Source organism: Bacteriovorax sp. Seq25_V, assembly GCF_000447795.1.
Classification (GTDB): domain Bacteria; phylum Bdellovibrionota; class Bacteriovoracia; order Bacteriovoracales; family Bacteriovoracaceae; genus Halobacteriovorax_A.
This window is the reverse complement of the sequence record NZ_AUNI01000014.1, coordinates 82,034-99,489: the sequence shown is the minus strand read 5'-3', so window position 1 is coordinate 99,489 and position 17,456 is coordinate 82,034. Positions and strand designations below refer to the sequence as shown.

13 protein-coding genes are annotated in these 17,456 nt (G+C 36.5%); 6 read left to right on the top strand and 7 right to left on the bottom strand.

Features of this window, described 5'->3' with window-relative positions:
• On the top strand, positions 1–783 hold the full coding sequence (locus M900_RS06690) for a hypothetical protein (RefSeq protein WP_021274039.1): 783 nt from the start codon (positions 1–3) through the stop codon (positions 781–783).
• On the opposite strand, the gene M900_RS06685 is transcribed toward M900_RS06690, so the two are convergent.
• The 3 genes from M900_RS06685 to M900_RS17685 are packed head-to-tail and all read right to left on the bottom strand — an operon-like array spanning position 773 to position 2,213.
• Complete coding sequence (locus M900_RS06685) at positions 773–1,036, bottom strand: hypothetical protein (protein WP_157680572.1); 264 nt, start codon at positions 1,034–1,036, stop codon at positions 773–775. The two genes, M900_RS06690 and M900_RS06685, sit on opposite strands and share 11 nt — an antisense overlap.
• A complete protein-coding gene (locus M900_RS06680; protein ID WP_034731781.1) occupies positions 1,011–1,970 on the bottom strand; it encodes a FecR domain-containing protein in 960 nt (319 codons plus the stop codon). The genes M900_RS06685 and M900_RS06680 overlap by 26 nt, the downstream gene beginning before the upstream one ends.
• 12 nt (positions 1,971–1,982) lie before the next feature.
• Positions 1,983–2,213 carry a hypothetical protein gene (locus M900_RS17685; protein ID WP_021274254.1) on the bottom strand — a complete coding sequence of 77 codons (231 nt, stop codon included), beginning with the start codon at positions 2,211–2,213 and terminating at the stop codon, positions 1,983–1,985.
• Between the two features lie 210 nt (positions 2,214–2,423).
• Here M900_RS17685 and M900_RS06675 point away from each other — a divergent pair, with 210 nt between their 5' ends.
• Both M900_RS06675 and M900_RS06670 read left to right on the top strand, forming a co-directional pair.
• Positions 2,424–3,146 (top strand): hypothetical protein, encoded by a 723-nt coding sequence (locus tag M900_RS06675; protein ID WP_021274173.1) that lies wholly within the window; start codon positions 2,424–2,426, stop codon positions 3,144–3,146.
• 12 nt (positions 3,147–3,158) lie between these two features.
• Entirely contained in the window at positions 3,159–4,619 is a 1,461-nt protein-coding gene (locus tag M900_RS06670) for a hypothetical protein (RefSeq protein ID WP_021274280.1), read from the top strand.
• A 48-nt stretch (positions 4,620–4,667) separates the two neighbouring features.
• On the opposite strand, the gene M900_RS06665 is transcribed toward M900_RS06670, so the two are convergent.
• Complete coding sequence (locus M900_RS06665) at positions 4,668–5,366, bottom strand: hypothetical protein (RefSeq protein WP_021274253.1); 699 nt, start codon at positions 5,364–5,366, stop codon at positions 4,668–4,670.
• 241 nt (positions 5,367–5,607) lie between these two features.
• On the opposite strand from M900_RS06665, the gene M900_RS06660 reads away from it, so the two are divergent.
• Positions 5,608–10,668 carry an AAA family ATPase gene (locus tag M900_RS06660; protein WP_021274151.1) on the top strand — a complete coding sequence of 1,687 codons (5,061 nt, stop codon included), beginning with the start codon at positions 5,608–5,610 and terminating at the stop codon, positions 10,666–10,668.
• A 22-nt stretch (positions 10,669–10,690) separates the two neighbouring features.
• Here M900_RS06660 and M900_RS06655 read toward each other — a convergent pair whose 3' ends face one another.
• Entirely contained in the window at positions 10,691–10,975 is a 285-nt protein-coding gene (locus tag M900_RS06655; protein ID WP_021274289.1) for a hypothetical protein, read from the bottom strand.
• 224 nt (positions 10,976–11,199) lie between these two features.
• Positions 11,200–12,108 carry a glutamyl-tRNAGlu reductase gene (locus M900_RS06650; RefSeq protein ID WP_021274053.1) on the bottom strand — a complete coding sequence of 303 codons (909 nt, stop codon included), beginning with the start codon at positions 12,106–12,108 and terminating at the stop codon, positions 11,200–11,202.
• 153 nt (positions 12,109–12,261) lie between these two features.
• Here M900_RS06650 and M900_RS06645 point away from each other — a divergent pair, with 153 nt between their 5' ends.
• Both M900_RS06645 and M900_RS06640 read left to right on the top strand, forming a co-directional pair.
• A complete protein-coding gene (locus tag M900_RS06645) occupies positions 12,262–12,558 on the top strand; it encodes a hypothetical protein (RefSeq protein WP_021274027.1) in 297 nt (98 codons plus the stop codon).
• Positions 12,559–12,561: 3 nt separating this feature from the next.
• Positions 12,562–14,196: a PhoU domain-containing protein gene (locus M900_RS06640; RefSeq protein ID WP_021274303.1), complete on the top strand. Its 1,635-nt coding sequence runs from the start codon at positions 12,562–12,564 to the stop codon at positions 14,194–14,196.
• Here the strand turns inward: M900_RS06640 and M900_RS06635 are convergent.
• Positions 14,185–17,400 carry an efflux RND transporter permease subunit gene (locus M900_RS06635; protein WP_021274231.1) on the bottom strand — a complete coding sequence of 1,072 codons (3,216 nt, stop codon included), beginning with the start codon at positions 17,398–17,400 and terminating at the stop codon, positions 14,185–14,187. The genes M900_RS06640 and M900_RS06635 overlap by 12 nt on opposite strands.
• Positions 17,401–17,456 lie beyond the last annotated feature (56 nt).

Genomic DNA, 17,456 nt, shown 5'->3' with positions numbered 1-17,456 from the left:
ATGAAAAACTTACTACTATTACTTATTGCACTATTTTTAGTTTCTTGTTCTTCAACACTTGACTTTAAAGTCCCTGGAAATCGATTCCAGACGGCCGAAACCTCTGGGAAAACCCTTGGTGGTAAAGTTGGAATTGGTGTTGGTCGTGCTCTTCGCTACGAACTTGGGCACCTTTATGCTAGTAATATATTTGGAGAAACAGTTTCTATTGATACTGAACAAGGTGTCTATGACTCGAATGGTCTACATATTGACGCAGCACTTGGAATAATTCCTGAAGTGGACTTCTTTTATACTGACTTTCATGATGCTGCGAGTATCTTTGGTCTCAAATGGCAATTTCTTGGAGATCTCGGTAAAGATCAAGAAGGTCATAAGATGGCAGTCATGGGCGGAATTGGATCAGGAAGTGAAGATAAGAACTCTTTTAATGTAACGACAAGTAATGGCTCGACTGGAAACTTATATGATGCACATCTTGATCTAGATGCTCGAGAAGTTTCTCTTATTTATAGTTATCGCTCAACAAGAAACTTCCTAAGTTATCTTAACTATACTTACTCCGTTTACGATACCACTGCCGAGTTAAATGGGAAGGGTGTCGCTTCACAACATATTAAAGGAAAAGTTGAAACGCATTCTTTTCTTGTAGGTGTTGAACTTTCAACGGGACTTAATGGACTAGGGGTTATTGTTGAAAGTGGTTATGCAAGAGGGAAGTGGAAGGCCAATCACAAGCGCGATGATATCCCTCTTGGGGCTTCAGTATTTTTTACTTTCTAATTTGATATCTTGATGTGCAGAGATTTTTCTTGTGAAGATCTTCTGCTATCACAATTGCGTCTTCTTTTAGGTACCAGCGCTTATTAATTAAATCATCGTTAATTTTTACCTGGTACAGATCATCCTCATCATGTCGGATAAGATGACAAACATCTTTTGTTGGAATAATCTCCGCTGAGCCGCAGCTTGTAAGAGTCATGATAACTATCGCAAGCAGAGATAATTTTTTACAAGTCGAAGTAGTAGTCATCACAGGCCCTATCCCTTCTAAAACGTTCTATTTTTCCACTTCCTGGAATTGATTTATAAAACCAGTAGAAGCATTTATTTTCTTTCAACAACTCTTTGCGGTTCTTCTTTGCTGATTTTATGTCTGGTGGATCTTCTCTTTCTTGAAGCTCATCCTTTACGGCATCATGTACCATATTTTCTTTATTTTCCTGTTCTTCCTCTTCATCACTTGTACTAATGACTGATTCAGATGTTGCTAATCCTATGCCTACTCCTCCAATACCAATGGTTGGTACAACCGCTACACCTGGTCCTCCAAGTGGCATATCTGGAGTACTACTTTGCACTCTAGGTCTTAGTTCTTCTAATTCAGGAAGAAATTCTTCTTTGTTTTCAAGTAACTTTGAGAGTTGGTCTGGCGTCATTTTTCTTATTTCACCATCAACACTTGAAAAGTATTCACCAGGCTCAACCTCAAGAATTTTCTCTCCAATTTGTGCATCGATTTTTCCTTCAAGTAAGGCCACGTCAGTTTTCTCCGCGAGTGCATTAACTAGAAACTCAGTTCCTCTAACGCCTACTGAAACTTTCTTTGTAATGACTTGCACATTATTTTTATCAAGTTGTCCCTTAGTGATTTCGGCCCTAATCTTTCCTGTCAGTAGATTAAAAGCAGCATTCCTTTGTGTTTGATGAACTTGAAAAGTATTGACGACGAATGAAGTGTTTGGCCCTAGTGTGATAATACTCTTATCAGCGAAAAGTATTTTGATCACAGACTTTTCTCCTGTGATAATAGTTTCGTTAATATCGACTTTAGAATTTAATTCAAGGTCGACCTGAGTCGAACTTGAAATCTTGTAGGCTATCCCTTTTTTAAGGGTAACTTCTGCTACCTGCGCTAGAATGTAACTGCTCCATAATAATATGAATGCAATTCTACTAAGCAATTTCATTTGCAGCCTTTTTTAGATTTTATTTAATCGTTTTAAATAATTTGCGGTCTGATCTTCTACAAAAGTATTTCGGTAGTGGCCTTGCACTGGTTCATACTTCCATTGATTTGTTGAATATTTATTCACTGGTTTATCTAAGTTCTGGGCCAGGGTAAGAGAAGCCGTCCTCGTTGTAACTGAGTTTGTCACTGGACTTTTAAGACTGAGTTGTGTGAACGAGAGTGGGGCAGTTTTTATTTCCATTTTGAAGAACCTTTATCACATTGGCGAACTTTCGCTGTTTAAACTTAATTTTTTTACTCTGTTATTATGACTTAACTACTAAGTTTTATTAGGGAAATCCTTAGGATCGGAATAATTTTCAACACTTACATCAAATTCTATTTATTGAGACAATGTTATTTGTTTGGAATTCCGTCCATTTTCTGGGCCACCAGACATTGAGGTGTTGTTATGAAGTTGTTTCTATTTACTATTATTTTTCTCATCAGCGTTGTTGGTGTTAGTCCAGCCATTAAAGCCGATGAAATATACACTGTTATTATTAAGAAGCATGAAGAAAAACAACAGTCGCGCTGGACACTTGCAGACTGGCTTGCAACAAAACAAAGAATCTCTCTTATGGATCAATGGCTTGCCCTGAATACTGAAAGTAATTTATTTGAGTTTGTTTTAAGCTATGACAAATTCAATTTTAAACAAACTCGCGATCTAACATCTTCAAGCTCAACAGAGGGATACTTCTCGGGAAAGGCGTTCTTTACTTTTCTTGGTCTCGAAGGCGGCGTCGGTGATAGTCAAAAACTTTTTGACACTGATTCTTATAATCTCAACCTTCGACTACTAGGAGGTAGTCAACAGTCGACACATTTAAATCTTCAGTACGGTGTTCTTAACGCAAAAGACGAACTTGGAAATAGATTTTCACCAAACTTCTTTGGTGTCGATTTTGAACTTTATCTTTTAAGTTTTTTGGGAGGTAATTTTAAATATTCAAATTCATCCTCTGAGTCGAGTAATTCAATTACATATCATAATCGAAAGCGTGAGTACGGTGTCTTCATCGATATTTGGTTTCTAAGATTTTACTATCAAAAGTCAATTAATAATCATTTTTATAACGGAGAAAAAATAAACCAGAACGGTGAAAAAATCGGGATGGCGCTTTATTTTTAAGGGAGAGGTACAATGGATATGAAAACTAAGTTTTCAGATGATTTAACACTAGAGAGTGAGTTTGAGGATCTACCTCCTGAAGATTTTCTTTATGACCGCCAAGGCCCATGGCCTCAACCATCGCCCAATCATCCATTTGGAGAAGCTCCGGGCGTTCTTCATATCCCATTTGTTGAATTGTTCTACTGGTGGATGATGATTGGTAGTCGTTATGTTTTTACATGGATTTTCATGTGGCCGGTGGCACTCTTTAAAGCAATTATGTGGTGGAAGGTTTCTCCTGTTTCAGATGAGGAGTTTTGTGATTACTACTACAATACCTGTTATAGTAAATTTCTTACAGATACGCTCACACAGAGTGTGAGAGCAACTTTTAAAGATTACCTCGAAGAAGGAAAGAACTATTACGTTTGTGACTTTATCGGCATGAAGCTACTTGTTCCTGTTTCTGGAGTTAAGTGTGAACCAAGTATCGCACTTTTTGAGAAGCATGATAACGGTATTAAACTTATCGCAATCAACCTTCGTGATTATGTGGTTGATCATAGCGATGGTGACCTCTGGATGCTTGCAAAGTATATTTCACTTCAAGGTGCAGCAAATCACGTGATCGTGGCAACTCATCCTCGTTTACATTTTCCTATGGATGCAATTAATGCTATTACGAAAACAGCAGTACCAAAGGATCATATTCTTTTCCAATTAATCTATCCTCATACCGAATTAACTTTAAAGCTTGATTGGCAGGTTCTAAATAGCAAGCTATCTCTCCTGCAAAATAAATGGTGGATGATTTATGCCCCATTTCCAGCTACTGGAGAGTCAATGCGTGATCTTGTTGTACTAGGTTATCATGGAATAAAAGATAATCCCTCGTACCCGAAATACTTTTATCCATTAATGGGGCCTCAGAAAAATGAAACGGCGTATGGAAAGTTTCATGATATTTACTACAAAGTCTACTTTGATTTTGTGTCAAATATTTTGGCGGAAATTCCTCGAGGTGATAAATTTGTTACTCGTTGGGCGAACTATATCAATGCAGAGATGCCCACATTTCCAAATGGCGAAGAAATTTGGAAAGAGGGAATATTAAATCACGCTGTTGCTTCCTATATCTGGGATATCACAATCGGGCACGGTGCAGATCATAAAACCTATGCTGAAATCCCAATGAATAAAAATCCACTACGCGTGAGAGTGGCATCACCTTCATATAAGAATCCTGATTTCAAGTTGGACCTTGGAGATGTGGCAAGCATTATGGATCAAACGCGACTAATATTAGCAAATTGGTTATTCTTTAAGCCGACAAATGTTTCGTTAACAATTGATGCTTTTTATCAATTCAACTTACCGAAGCTTAAAGATGCCGTTATTAAATTTAGAGAAGAACTTTATAAGACTGAAAAGAATCTTCCAATGCCAAACTATATGCCAGTAAAAGATATACCAGCTTCCATACAGTACTAATTCAAATTATTCACTATACTCCAGGTCTTAAACATGCCTGGAGTATTATTAACGAAGGATCATCTTGTATGAGAGTGCAGAGAAAATTGGCAGGGTTAGGAAGATAATAACCTCAATAATAATTGCTAAAATAATTGCTATTTTCCAAGCGGGTTTTCGATATTCAATTACGCTAGTGCTGGCCAAATAATTTTTCAAGTAGAAATATAGAAAAATTCCTTGAATCGTTGCAAAAACACACCAGATGCTTGGAGCATCAAAAACAATTTCAAATGAACCACAGGCCGGAAGAAAGTCTAGCTTTTTGGAAAGTCCAAGAATATAGCAATAGACCGCAGAGAGGATGAAAGAAATATTAAGTGCTGCAAATGGAAAATTTCTAATTTCTTTTGCACCTAAGCGTCCATAGTTTTGAAGATAATATATAAAGTGAATAAGATTCCAATAAAGGAAGAATATCATCCAAAGGGCACCCCAATAAAAATGGTCTTTTCCTCTAACGTAGAAGTGTGCGTTTTCAAAACTCATCTCACGAGTGAAGATATGTATTGCGAGCAAGAAAAGTATCGCAAGCAGTTGCTTCGAGCCCAATTTCTTATCAAAGAAAAATTCACTGGCCCTTAGATTAAAAAACATAGCTGAGATAGAAGATAGTAGTCCGACTTTGTATATAATCGAGCTTCCGTTAAGAATAGCGAAGTATTCTAAAAACTGATGTATCCCTATGGCGAGGTAGCCTAGAAGCATGTTTATAACAACATTTTTCTTCTGCTGACTCTGCAAAGTTGACAATTTTAGTTTGATATAACTTAGAAACGTAGCACTAAAAATTGTTGATCCAGCAATTAGACTTACTTCTTTACTGTAGCAAATAGTATACCTCGATGGTAGAAAAACAATAATTATTAATGATCCATCAATTAAAGATATTTATCAATAAAATAATTAAAATTTTATAGGTTAAACCGATAGTACTATTGGAGACACCATGACAACTAATATAAAAATAAATCGTACTGAAAATAACATTTCATTTGATAGTAATGAAAATATAGAGCTCGTCGCTAAAAAGAGAGAGTTCGAATTAATTAAGAATTTGGAACATCCAAATATTATCTCATCACAAAAAATTAGCCTAGATGTTCAGCAGCACTACAATACATTGGAGGCCAGGGTATCAATTGAAAGTCTTTCTTTTTATGAACTTCTAAAGATGGCAACCGGTTTATTGAACGCTCTTGATTTCTTATGGGCAAAAAATATTGTCTTTAATAATCTTAATCCTCGTTCTGTTGTCGTTGATTTTGAACGTGATATTATTAAGCTGAGTGATTTTAGGCTTTATTCTGAGATTAGTAGTGAGTTAATTGTAAATACTAATCTCAATCGTGTTTTTGGAAACTATCATTTCATCTCTCCTGAACAGACTGGTCGAATGAATCGCAGTATTGATTATCGAAGCGATATTTATTCACTAGGTGCTTTATTTTATTATTCGCTTACAGGAAAATTTCTTTTTGCTGAAGAGAAAGATAATCACAAGATAATCCATGCACATTTAACGAAAAAGCCACAATCTCTGTGTGATTTGGATAATAGAATTAATCCATGTCTTTCAAAAGTAATAGATAAGATGTTGGAAAAAAATTCTGAAGATAGGTATCAATCTGCAAAGGGAATCTTGTCTGATCTTGAATTTTGTGCACTGGTAATTGAAGGGAAGAGAAGCAGCGATGAGTTCATTCTTGGGAAGTATGATAAGCTTGTAACATTTAAAATTGATGAAACTTTGCACGGTCGCGAAAGAGAGACTAGTCTGTTAATGAAGGCTTATGGGGATGTTGTTTTTGGACGCAATCGCCTCGCTTTAGTTAGTGGTTTTTCTGGAATTGGAAAGACTGCTCTCGTGTCTGAGTTAAAAAGACCAATGACAGAGCACAACGGATATTATATTTCAGGAAAATTTGATCAGCTAAAGAAAAATATCCCTTTTTCAGGACTTAATCAGGCAATTACTCAGTTAGTTAATGAGGTTTTAACAGAGTCACAAGATGTTGTTCAATCTTATGTCGACAAAATAAAGAAGACCGTTGGAGATAATATTTCATTGATTTCTGATGTTATACCAGCAGTTAAAAATTTATTTCCCCACACAAAAAAACTGAAGGATGAACTAAGTGCTACAGAGTCTCTCAATTTGTTTTGTAAGACTTTTTCTAGCTTTATTAGTGTCTTTAAAGAAAGTGGTAAGCCAATTGTATTATTTCTTGACGATCTCCAGTGGGCAGATAGTTCGACGATTAGCCTTATTAAGTTTCTTATTACAGATATAAAAGATCACAATATTCTTATTATAGCAGGTTATCGTAATAATGAAGTTGGTCCTAATCATCCTTGGCAGATTTGTATTAATGAATCAATTGCTCTGGGAGGAATTGTTGACAATATTGAGCTTCAAAATTTGGAAGTTTCACATTTAGAAAAGTTGATAAAGAACACGCTCCATCTAAAAGATAAGTCTGAACGACTTCTTGCTCAAGTTATTTTTGAAAAAACAAATGGTAATCCATTTTTTGCTCAGAGTATTTTGAAATCGCTCTATGAACGAGAAATAATATTTTTTGATGAAGTGTTAAATATTTGGAACTTTGATTCTAAGAAAATTGGTGAGATTGAGATATCGAATAACTTAATTGAGTTACTTGTTCAAGGCCTTAATCGAATTGAACCACGGTTTCTAGAAGTCTTACAATGCGCTTCCGCAGTGGGAGCACAATTTGACATTGATATTGTTTCCCATACCCTCGATATTTCTAAAGAAGTTTGTCTCGAAGCATTAATTGTTGGCCTGGAGAAAAAGTATATTAATGCATTGGATATCAATTACCGCTTTGTAAAAGTTCAGGATGCAGAGGAATTGAAAAATTCTGTATTCAAATTTGCTCATGATAAAATTCAACAAGCTTTGTATGAGACAATTGAGCAAAAAAAGTGTCTTGAATTTCACCGGCATATCTCAAACTACTATGAGAGTATTACAACTGATGATAATGATGATCTTGTTTTCGATCTCACTTTTCACGCAAATAAGCTACTTGAACATGGTGGTGAGGTGAATCGTCCTTATACTTCTAAGATTAATAAAGTTGCAGGGCTTAAGGCGTATGAGTCATCTGCGTTTCAAGCAGCAAGAGAATACTTTGAGATATCATATAACTTACTTCCTGATGATCGTTGGGAAAGTAATTATGAAGAAGCCCTCGATGTGGGGACACACTTGTCTGAGTGTTACTATCTTTGTAATGAAACGCATAAGGCTGAAAGTTTATATAATTATATTTTAGAACGTGCAAGGTCTAACAGAGATAAGGCCAAGGTATATGAGATTCTGATGAATTATTATACCTTACAAGGCAGAGCTGATGACGCTGTTACAGTAGGAGCGAAGGCCTTGAAGCTCTATGGTATTTCATTTCCTGCTAAGACTAAGATGTATCATGTCGCGCCGAAGTTATTACAAGTGAAGATAATGTTTTTGTTTAATAGCAATGAGAAAATATTGGAAAATCCTGTTGCGACTAATGAAGATGCCATTGCAGCACTTAAGATTCTATCAAATATGTCACCAAGTTGTTTCATACAAAGTCCAGAGTCAATGTTACTTAATTGTCTCAATTGCCTTGTTTTAACTCTTCGTTATGGTAATAGCGATGTTGGTAGTTATGCAATTTCCTTAATGGGTTTTGTAGAAGCAGTTGCCTTGAAAAACTATAAACGGGCCCATGAACTTGTTAAAGTTGCTGTTAAGCTTAACAAGAAGCTCAATGGGCACCGTTATTACTCAAAGGTCTTATTTGCTTGGAATAACTTTGTTCAGTTTTATCATGCTCCAATACGCGAGAGTATCCCTTGGCTTAGAAAGGGGCACTATGCAGGTGTCGATTGTGGAGACTTTAATTTTGCTAGTTATAGTCTATATTGTCTAACTTCCCGTGAGCTTTATATTGGAAAACCTCTTTCTGAAGTCTACGAAAATGTTCTTGAATATAGCCAGTTTTGTGACAAAGTAGGCGATCAGTACATGTTGCCAATTATGCAGGTTCTTCGTCGTTTTACAACAGCTATCTCAGGACTTGCAGATGTAAAATATTCTAAAATAGATGAAGGCTTTGATGTTGATGAGTTTTTAAAAGTTCAAGGCCTCGTCGATGATAAGCAGACACTTTCCTGGTTTTATATCTTTGAGGCAATTAAGTTGTACTTACTCAACGATATTCAAAAGGCGTTTGAGTATACGCTAGTTGCAGAAAAAATTGGTGAGATTGGAACTCAAAAACAAATTGTTTTATTCGAACATTATTTCTTTTCTGTTTTAATTTGTTCTGCTCTTGTAAGAAAGGGCGATATGTCAAATAGTCGTAAGCTTTCAGCAGTAACGTTGTGTAAGAGTAGTTTACATCATCTGAGTAAAATGAAAGATGTTATGCCTGAGAATTTTCGAGCACGCTTCTATCTTGCCAAAGCTGAGTATATGGACGCATTTACAAATGAGTCGAATATAAAGATCCAAAATTACTATATACAAGCAATTGATGCAGCAGAGGAAGATGGGTTTGTGAATATTGTTGCAATCGCTAGTGAACTTTATTCATTGTTTTTGATCAAGAATAAGCGCTATGTAAATGCACGTGGATATATTCAAAAAAGTATTGAGGCCTATCAGACGTGGGAGTTTCCCGCGAAGGAAGAATATCTTAATAATCTCTCAAGTCAGTTTATGTTAAATAATCATAACTCGAGAATTGCCCATAATGTACTTCTTGAAATTTCAAAGTCAATTGCCAAGCACATAAGTCTTGATTCTCTTATTTCTGAAGTTAAGAAAATTGCAATAGAATATACAAACGCTCAAGACGGGCTGATTGTACAGAAACAAGGTTCAGAATACCATCTTCTTTCTGATTCTCACAGTGGGCATCGTGAGATGAGATTCTGTCGTGCAATTATAGAGTATGTTTACAATACTGGGGAAGTTGTTCGTCTCGATGATGCTTCTGAGTATAATAATTTTTCAAAAGATAGTTATTTCACAAACAATCGCGTGTTTTCTATCTGCGCGCTCCCTCTTCGCTCAAATGATGACATTAAAGCAGTCCTTTTCCTTGTTAATAAGGATCTTAAAGGCGTATTCTCGATTGATAAGACGAAGACGATGGAATTGTTAACAACACAGATTGCTCTTTCGCTTGAAAATGCGTTATTTCTTCAAAGTCTAGAGCAGAAAGTTAAAGAGCGAACTGAACTTCTTGAACTAAAGACTCTAGAGTTAGAAAAGTCCCATGCCGATAAAGATATTCTCGTTCGTGTTCTATGTCACGACCTTGCAAATATTACGATGGTTAACAATCATAGCGTACGTGTATTGAATAATATGTTAAAGGACCACGAAAACGAAGATGTGAAAAAACATCTTACGAAAATGCAAAATGCGATCAAAAATGAAGCCTATATAATCAACAATATTAGAACTCTTGAAATGGCAAAGAATAAACTTCTTAATGTTAATCTCGACATTGTTAATCTCGAAGAGAAGCTCAATGAATCGATAATGACTTTTGAGGAAAGACTTGCGCAAAAAGACATCGTTGTTCGCGTTAACCCTGATCTTGTTGGCCGTACTGTTGTTGCTGATGGTGTTGCACTTGTTGTTAACGTATTTAATAATATATTCTCAAATGCTATCAAATATAGTTATGAACACTCCCATATCGATTGTTATATTGCTACTGAAGATGATGAGACGATTACGCTTGCTATTCAGGACTTTGGTGTCGGTATGACTGAGAATTTTAGAAACAAACTATTTACTTCTGAAGTCCATAGTTCATCATCTGGAACAAGTAATGAGAAAGGTAGTGGTTTTGGACTAAATATTATAAAAGTTTATATTCATAAATTTGGTGGTCATGCCAGAGTCGATTCTGTCCACCAGGACGAAGATTCAGTAAAGCATGGGACAACATTTTATCTCACGCTTTTAAAAAAATAGGGGCACTAGAGCCCCTTTTTCATTATTGGATATTATCTATATTTTGCATTGATTGATTAAATGCATTTTGAATTTTCTTCATTAGGAGAAGCTCTTGTTGAAGTCGAAGAGTTTCCATTTTCTTTTTAAGCATCTCTTCGTTTTGTGCTTCTAATTGTCTTCTATATTCTCTAACTTTGTCTGCTTGAGATAGTTTTGGTTTTGAGTAATGTCCCTCAATATTTATAGCAGAAGTTTCAATATTAGTTTCTTCGTAATTCGCAAACGCTGGCAAAGTACTAAGAGCAAGAAGCATTAAATATTTCATTTTTTTTACTCCAAAAAAGAATTTCTTAAGTGGTATCTTTTTTGTGTTGAAGTTGTCAAACACCCTGTAAGAACTGCTCCCTTTGAGTGGTGTTGGAAGTTCTGCTAAATACTTTGTAGAAAGTGGACGTCTGAAATTGAACGGAACTGTCGCAAATGAAAGATTTTAACTACTTGGATTGCTTAATGATGATGTCAATTTCAACACCACTGGAAGGGGGCAGTTTAAAAGTGAAGTTCTTCCCAAGAGAATGGGTAGTTATGCCCAAGAGTTTGCACTCGTTTATCTACAACCCCTTTAATTGCGCACTTCGCCATGTCGATTTTATTCTGTTTTTCAACATCTAATTTTTCACCATGGCTGAAGACATCAGAAAGTCTGAAGACCCCATCATCGGCCATCAGTGGGGTTTCTATGGCACATGGTGAGCCCAGGTCGATGAAAAGTGACGATGGCTTCTTCCTTGATTTGAAGAAATCGTGGTTGAAGATGACGTAATCGGCACCGATTGTATTAATGATAGTTGTAAATGACTGGTAGCTATCTTTATCCGTCCAGTCAATTGCTTGGATATTTCTTGAGCTAAACTCGTTTTGTATTTCAGAAACTTTTTGCGTGTTACGAGCACTGATGTAGATTTGGTACTTCTTTTCAAGTTGCTTGATCACATCTTTTGCAAGTTGACCCGAGCCAAGGATTAGGACTGAGTCAGTATCGACTTTTGCTTGGATAATTCTACGTGCGATTCCTGCGTATGACTGTTGGCCAATCTTAAGAAGGTACTCTCTTCTAATTTGTTTGGCGTCTTTAAATAATTTCTCAAGGACCCTTAAGATAACACTACTTCTTTGCTGGTTTTCAAGATAGTTTGTGAAAGCTTCCTTGAATTGAGAAACGATTTCGCTCTCTCCGAGTAGTTTACTCTTTAGCCCGCATATTGTTTCAAGTAGAAATTCATAGGCCTCTTTGCCTTCGAAGAAATCGAGATTAACGAGAGCTGGAACTTCTATTGGAGTTGTTTGGACCACGATAGCACGCTGACATGTTTGAAGTACGAACGCAGAGGGATCAACACTTAGGTTGTGTTCTGTGAATTGTCCTTTAATATGTATGAGATTAAGTGCGTGTATCATTTTGGTAAGAATATACAAGTATCTAGATTTATGTGTCACGATAATGTAGAAAAGCGAGAATTATTTTTACGGTAGGTAAGTGCCTGAATTTTCGTTTCGATTCTTCCGATTTCGCTTCACAAAGACACCTATTTTTGCTACAAAACATTTGAAATGAAAACTGAAATAAATAAGCAACCTTCTAAATTACTAAAACCAATCGCTGCCATCAAGGAAGTTTTCTTCGCTTTTGATCGTAAGGTAGACGGGGCGCTAGTTTTTTTCTTTAAGCATTATGGAAAAACTAAGTTCATGGTTGCAATGTCGAAGAAGGTTCAATATCTCGGAATAGAGAAACTTTGGGACAAGGGTCCGAAGGCCTTTATATATTTTTTCCTTTTCTACCTTATAAGAGATACAATTCTGTATATTGTAATACCAATCATTTTTGCGAAGGCCACGACGAGCTAATTAATGGAAACACTCCAACAATTTTTATACTTCATTTCAGGTCTTGCAATTTTCTATTTTGGACAACGAACTCTCTCCCAAGGTTTACAGACTATCGGAGCTTCAAGCGTTAAGCATATCGTGCATAACGAAGGAGTAAGAAATCCTCTCGTGAATTTTTGGCACGGGGCGAGACTTTCTCTTTTAAGTTTTTCTTCGACGATGTCATCTCTCGTGATTACGGGTCTGGTAAATGCCAATCTTTTAAAGAATCGTCGAGTGTTGCCTATGATGATGGGAACAGCTCTTGGGGCCAGTACGATTCTCTTCATACTTTCTTTCTCTGGCCATAACCGTGGACTTAATTTGATCGCTACTGGTCTTTTGTTCGGCCTGATCTTTAGATCATTTAAATATCGTAGTATTGGAAAATTCCTATTGGGACTTGGATTATTATTTCTTGGTCTTGCTGTTATGGAGGAGTCGGTAAAACTTCTTGCTACTCATAGCGAGATTGTGGGTTATCTCGATTTTATTAACCAGATGCCTTTTGTCGTCTCTCTTTTTCTGTCGACTTTTATCGGGCTAAGTCTGGCCGTATCTCTGACTTCTTCGACAATGGTCCTGGCCATCGTTAGCGTTTCTGCTCGACTACAGGTCTTTTCAGTTGCATTTAGCTTTGGTCTTTGTGTTGGTGCGATTATATCGAGTTACTTTATGACTTTTGTCACGGCGAAGAAGTCTGCTCGTGCTTTTGCTGTGAGAAAGGCATTTGCGCCTCTTTTTATTTTCTCACTGGCCACACTAGTCTCATTTATAATGATGGTGTTGCTAGATGATTACTTCATTTTTCCATTTTCTACGCTTGATGCTGTCGTTTATGGTAGTCTTTGTCTTTCGGTGGTAGCTTTTTTCTATTCATTCGCACTTAAACCAATGGTTATAAATCTCGCATTGAAACTTTATCCAGATGATGAGGTGAAGGAACAGTCAAAACTTCAGTTTCTTGGAGAGGGAAGGTTCTTGTCTTCAACGATGGCCTATGTTTTAGTTGAAATGGAGGTCTCCAAGCTCATGGATATCGTTGATCGAATGTTTGAGAAATGTCATGAGTATTTAGGTTCGCAACAAAAGGGTGCAAGGGCACTAGCAAAGATAAAAGACTATGAGCGAATTATTGATAATATTCAAAGAGAAATTGATATTTTCATTCAGAAAGTTATTTCAAATGGCGCCGGTGATGATGATTCTGAAATGTCTCTAGCTTATCTTAAATTATCATCTAGTCTCGAGCAGGTTGCCGATCATCTCGACAAAATGGCGACGACATTAACGAAATTTTATGAGTTTTGGCAACTCGATGATGATGAAAATCAAACCTTGATTAAGTATTTTGAAGAAGTAAGAGAGATGTTTAATCATTCTCAAGATATCTTCAATGAGGTTATTGACTTAAAATCTATTGGTGCGAGTGAGCATAAGGAAAGACTTTCAAGGGCCCTTGAGATGAAGAAAGAGATTTTGAATGCTCGAGAGGAATATGCCAATAGACATCACCAAGAAGATGTTCGAAAGGCGCTCTACTTTTCTGATATGTTAATATCGATAGCTAAGCTTAGGGGCTCGGTAAGAGATATTTACCAAACCCTATTGAAATAATTCTGTAGTATTAGCTTTCTTATTTTTTGGTATGGAAGTTTGATGTTCAAACTCTGGCCATTCTTGATCTAAGTTTTCATCTTCAATTTCAGTATCGCCTAGTTGCTTGTCTTTTTTGCGAGAGAAAAGCTTTTTGATATCATCAAAAATTAGAAGATATGCTGGCAGGATAAGTAATGTTAAGCCTGTTGCAAATAATAATCCCCATCCCATACTCATTGCTAGTGGCTTGGTAAATCCCGAGTCCCCACCAATCCCATAGGCCATAGGGAAAACCCCTCCAAGAGTCGTGATACTTGTTAGTAAGATTGGGCGAAGACGTTTGGCACAATCTGTAAGTAAAGTCTCAAGGTCGATGTATTTCTTCTTTCCTCGAGATGAGTTTACAGTGTCAACGAGTAGGAGTGAGTCATTAACAACAACACCGGCCATCGCGATGACACCGATGAAGGCCATGATATCGAGCTTTAATCCTTGAAAGTAGAAGGCCCATATAATTCCGATAAGACCAAATGGGATTGCACTACAAATTATAAATGGTGTTACGATACTTCTTAAAATTATCGCGAGAATAAAGACAATTAAACCAACTGCAAAGAGGACATTTTTAAACATCGAAGATTTGTTTTTTTGTGCTTGCTCGTCAGCATCCTTTGTCGTGATTGTGAGGTATGAATACTCGGATTCAATACTTTTAATATCATTTTCAAAGTTGTGGATAAGTTTTTCTTTGTCTGCGACATCTTTCTTTAGTGCTACTTTTAGGCGCACAATGCGTTTTAGGTTCTCGTGGCCAATTGATTTTTGGCGACGAATTACTTCCCAAGTTCCAAGGTCCTTCGTTTTTATCTTGAGTCCGTTAGAGAGGATAATGTGCTTGTTTTTTAGTGTTTCAATTGTTTGATTATCGCCTTCTTCTGAGTAAGCATATACTTTTAGTGTCTGCGGGCCAGAGTTATTTTCATAAACTTTTGTCTTGGCAACGAAAGTTCTTACCTGGTTCGCAACGGCCCTAATTGAAAGTCCATGAGAGAGGATCTCAGCTTTATTTGGTTTAAAAGTCCAAGTGTCAATGAAGTCTGAGTTATCAAGGTCAATTGACGTTATTTGATCATATGATGATAGTTTCTTTTTGATTTTAGAAGAAACCTCATTGATATCAAATGGTGCACTTGAAGACAGGTTGATATTGACGATATTGCTTTGGTCATCATCATGGCCATCATATCTTCTTCCGACTTCAATTCTTTCAAAAATTGAATCCTTTGGATCGGCCGTGTATTTTTTTATACGTTCTTTGATTAGATCTTCCACGTACTTCTTATTTGCCTCAATATTGTCATCAAGTTGGGAGAAGCGAACAGTGAATGAACCATATTGAGGCCCATTTTTAGATTTTCCTGATTCCCACACGTATCCAATGGCCATATTGATATAATCGAACTTATCTTTATCAATTTCAGATAACTCTTTCCATAGTGGGGCCAGTTGTTTTTCAGAATCTTCCAAGCTCTCAGAGTGTTTAAGAACAGTGACAACGCGAATTTTCTCACTGCTGATGTTGAGATTAAAGTTCATTGGAATGTTTTTCTGAGCAAAGAAAATTGAAAACCCAAAAAGAGATACTAGTGATACTAGTGCGAGATAGCGAAATCTTAGTACTTGTTTAAGAGTTTTCATGTAAATATCTTTCAGTTTGTGAAAGAAGTTAGATTCATGATGTTTTGGCGCTACTTTAACAAAGTGAGCAAGGTGGTTCGGGAGTATAAAGAATGACTCTAATAAACTTACTCCGAGTGCCGATATGACAACTACCGGAATGGCCATCATGATGTCTGATAAACCATCTCCAGACATGAGAAGCGGTAAGAATGCCACAACAGTAGTTAAAACTGCTCCAGTGATTGGCATCCAAGTTTTTAAAACGGCCTCTAGGGCGGCCTCCTTAGGTTTCATTCCTTTTTCGAGGTTCTGTGTATATTGCTCTGAGATGATAATGGCATCATCCACAATAATTCCAAGCACAAGCAACATTCCAACGATCGAGATGAGGTCAATCTTGAGTCCCATATTTTCAAGAATAAAGAAAGTAAACATATAAGAAAGTGGCAGACCAAAACTTGTCATCAAAGAAGTCTTGAATCCGAGAAAAGACATCAATGTTAAAATAACAAGAATGACACCAAATATTGAGTTTGATTTAAGAGCATTAATTTGTCTTTCAATAAATGCTGGACCATCTCCGGTTAGGAGCATCTCAACTCCTTGTGGTAAATTTGCTCTCTCTTCTTCAATGAATTTTTCTATATTCTCTTTGAGAGAAATTGTGTCCGTGTCCATGTCTTTGAAGATGGTGAAGCTCAGTGAAGGAGACGAGTTTGTGTACTCCTTGTAGGTCTTTTTTGGTAATTTCTTTTCAATAGTTGCAATGTCTCTCAAAAGTAATGTTTTCTTGGATGTTGTTGATCTAAGAATAATATTACCAATATCTTCAACGGTAACTTCATTTGTTTCAAACTCAACAAGGTAGTCCTTGCTTCCTTTGCTGATATTTCCGATAGGGAAGAGTCTAAATGATTCCTGAACAATACTGTAGACGGTGTTGATATCTATTTCGTAGCGTGCAAGGGATTCAAGATTAAACCTGATATGAATTCCATATTCTCGAACATCATCTTGAATTCTTGCAACACCCTGAATGTTTTTTAGACGCTCTTTGAATTTGTAGAACCACCTTTGATGATTTTGGTCTTCTTCGTTGAAATTTAGAAGTGAGTAATTTGAAAACCATGACTCTGTCATTTTCGTTTGTTGAATATTTATCTCATCGAGATCTGATGGGAGAGTACTTCTTATATTGTTAACGGCATCTTTTATTTTTTGTTCAAGCTCAAGGATGTCATCGTATTCATCCTTAACTTCAACTGTGATTGATGTTGAAGCAGTTCTTGAGTTTGAGCGAATTTTATCTATTCCAGGAAGATTCTTGATCGCTTGTTCGATAGGATATGTAACGAATTTCTCCATTTGTGCTGGACCAGCTCCGCTTAGAGATGTCGAGACAGTGATTCGTTTCGCACTCCAACCTGAGATGAGATCACGCTTCATATGAACCAGGGAGATGGCCCCAATAAGTAGCATCATGACGCTTAGTAAGTTCACGATAAAGCTATTATCGATAAAGTATTTAGTAATTTTTCTCATTATTTATCCCTATAAGCCTAGTTTCATATCATTATTATTTAATTGCATGAAAAGTT

Excerpts from the sequence above, each read along its gene's own strand:
- M900_RS06690 (WP_021274039.1), top strand. The coding sequence starts at position 1 with ATGAAAAACTTACTACTATTACTTATTGCACTATTTTTAGTTTCTTGT.
- M900_RS06680 (WP_034731781.1), bottom strand. The coding sequence starts at position 1,970 with ATGAAATTGCTTAGTAGAATTGCATTCATATTATTATGGAGCAGTTAC.
- M900_RS17685 (WP_021274254.1), bottom strand. The coding sequence starts at position 2,213 with ATGGAAATAAAAACTGCCCCACTCTCGTTCACACAACTCAGTCTTAAA.
- M900_RS06675 (WP_021274173.1), top strand. The coding sequence starts at position 2,424 with ATGAAGTTGTTTCTATTTACTATTATTTTTCTCATCAGCGTTGTTGGT.
- M900_RS06670 (WP_021274280.1), top strand. The coding sequence starts at position 3,159 with ATGGATATGAAAACTAAGTTTTCAGATGATTTAACACTAGAGAGTGAG.
- M900_RS06665 (WP_021274253.1), bottom strand. The coding sequence starts at position 5,366 with ATGCTTCTAGGCTACCTCGCCATAGGGATACATCAGTTTTTAGAATAC.
- M900_RS06660 (WP_021274151.1), top strand. The coding sequence starts at position 5,608 with ATGACAACTAATATAAAAATAAATCGTACTGAAAATAACATTTCATTT.
- M900_RS06655 (WP_021274289.1), bottom strand. The coding sequence starts at position 10,975 with ATGAAATATTTAATGCTTCTTGCTCTTAGTACTTTGCCAGCGTTTGCG.
- M900_RS06650 (WP_021274053.1), bottom strand. The coding sequence starts at position 12,108 with ATGATACACGCACTTAATCTCATACATATTAAAGGACAATTCACAGAA.
- M900_RS06645 (WP_021274027.1), top strand. The coding sequence starts at position 12,262 with ATGAAAACTGAAATAAATAAGCAACCTTCTAAATTACTAAAACCAATC.
- M900_RS06640 (WP_021274303.1), top strand. The coding sequence starts at position 12,562 with ATGGAAACACTCCAACAATTTTTATACTTCATTTCAGGTCTTGCAATT.
- M900_RS06635 (WP_021274231.1), bottom strand. The coding sequence starts at position 17,400 with ATGAGAAAAATTACTAAATACTTTATCGATAATAGCTTTATCGTGAAC.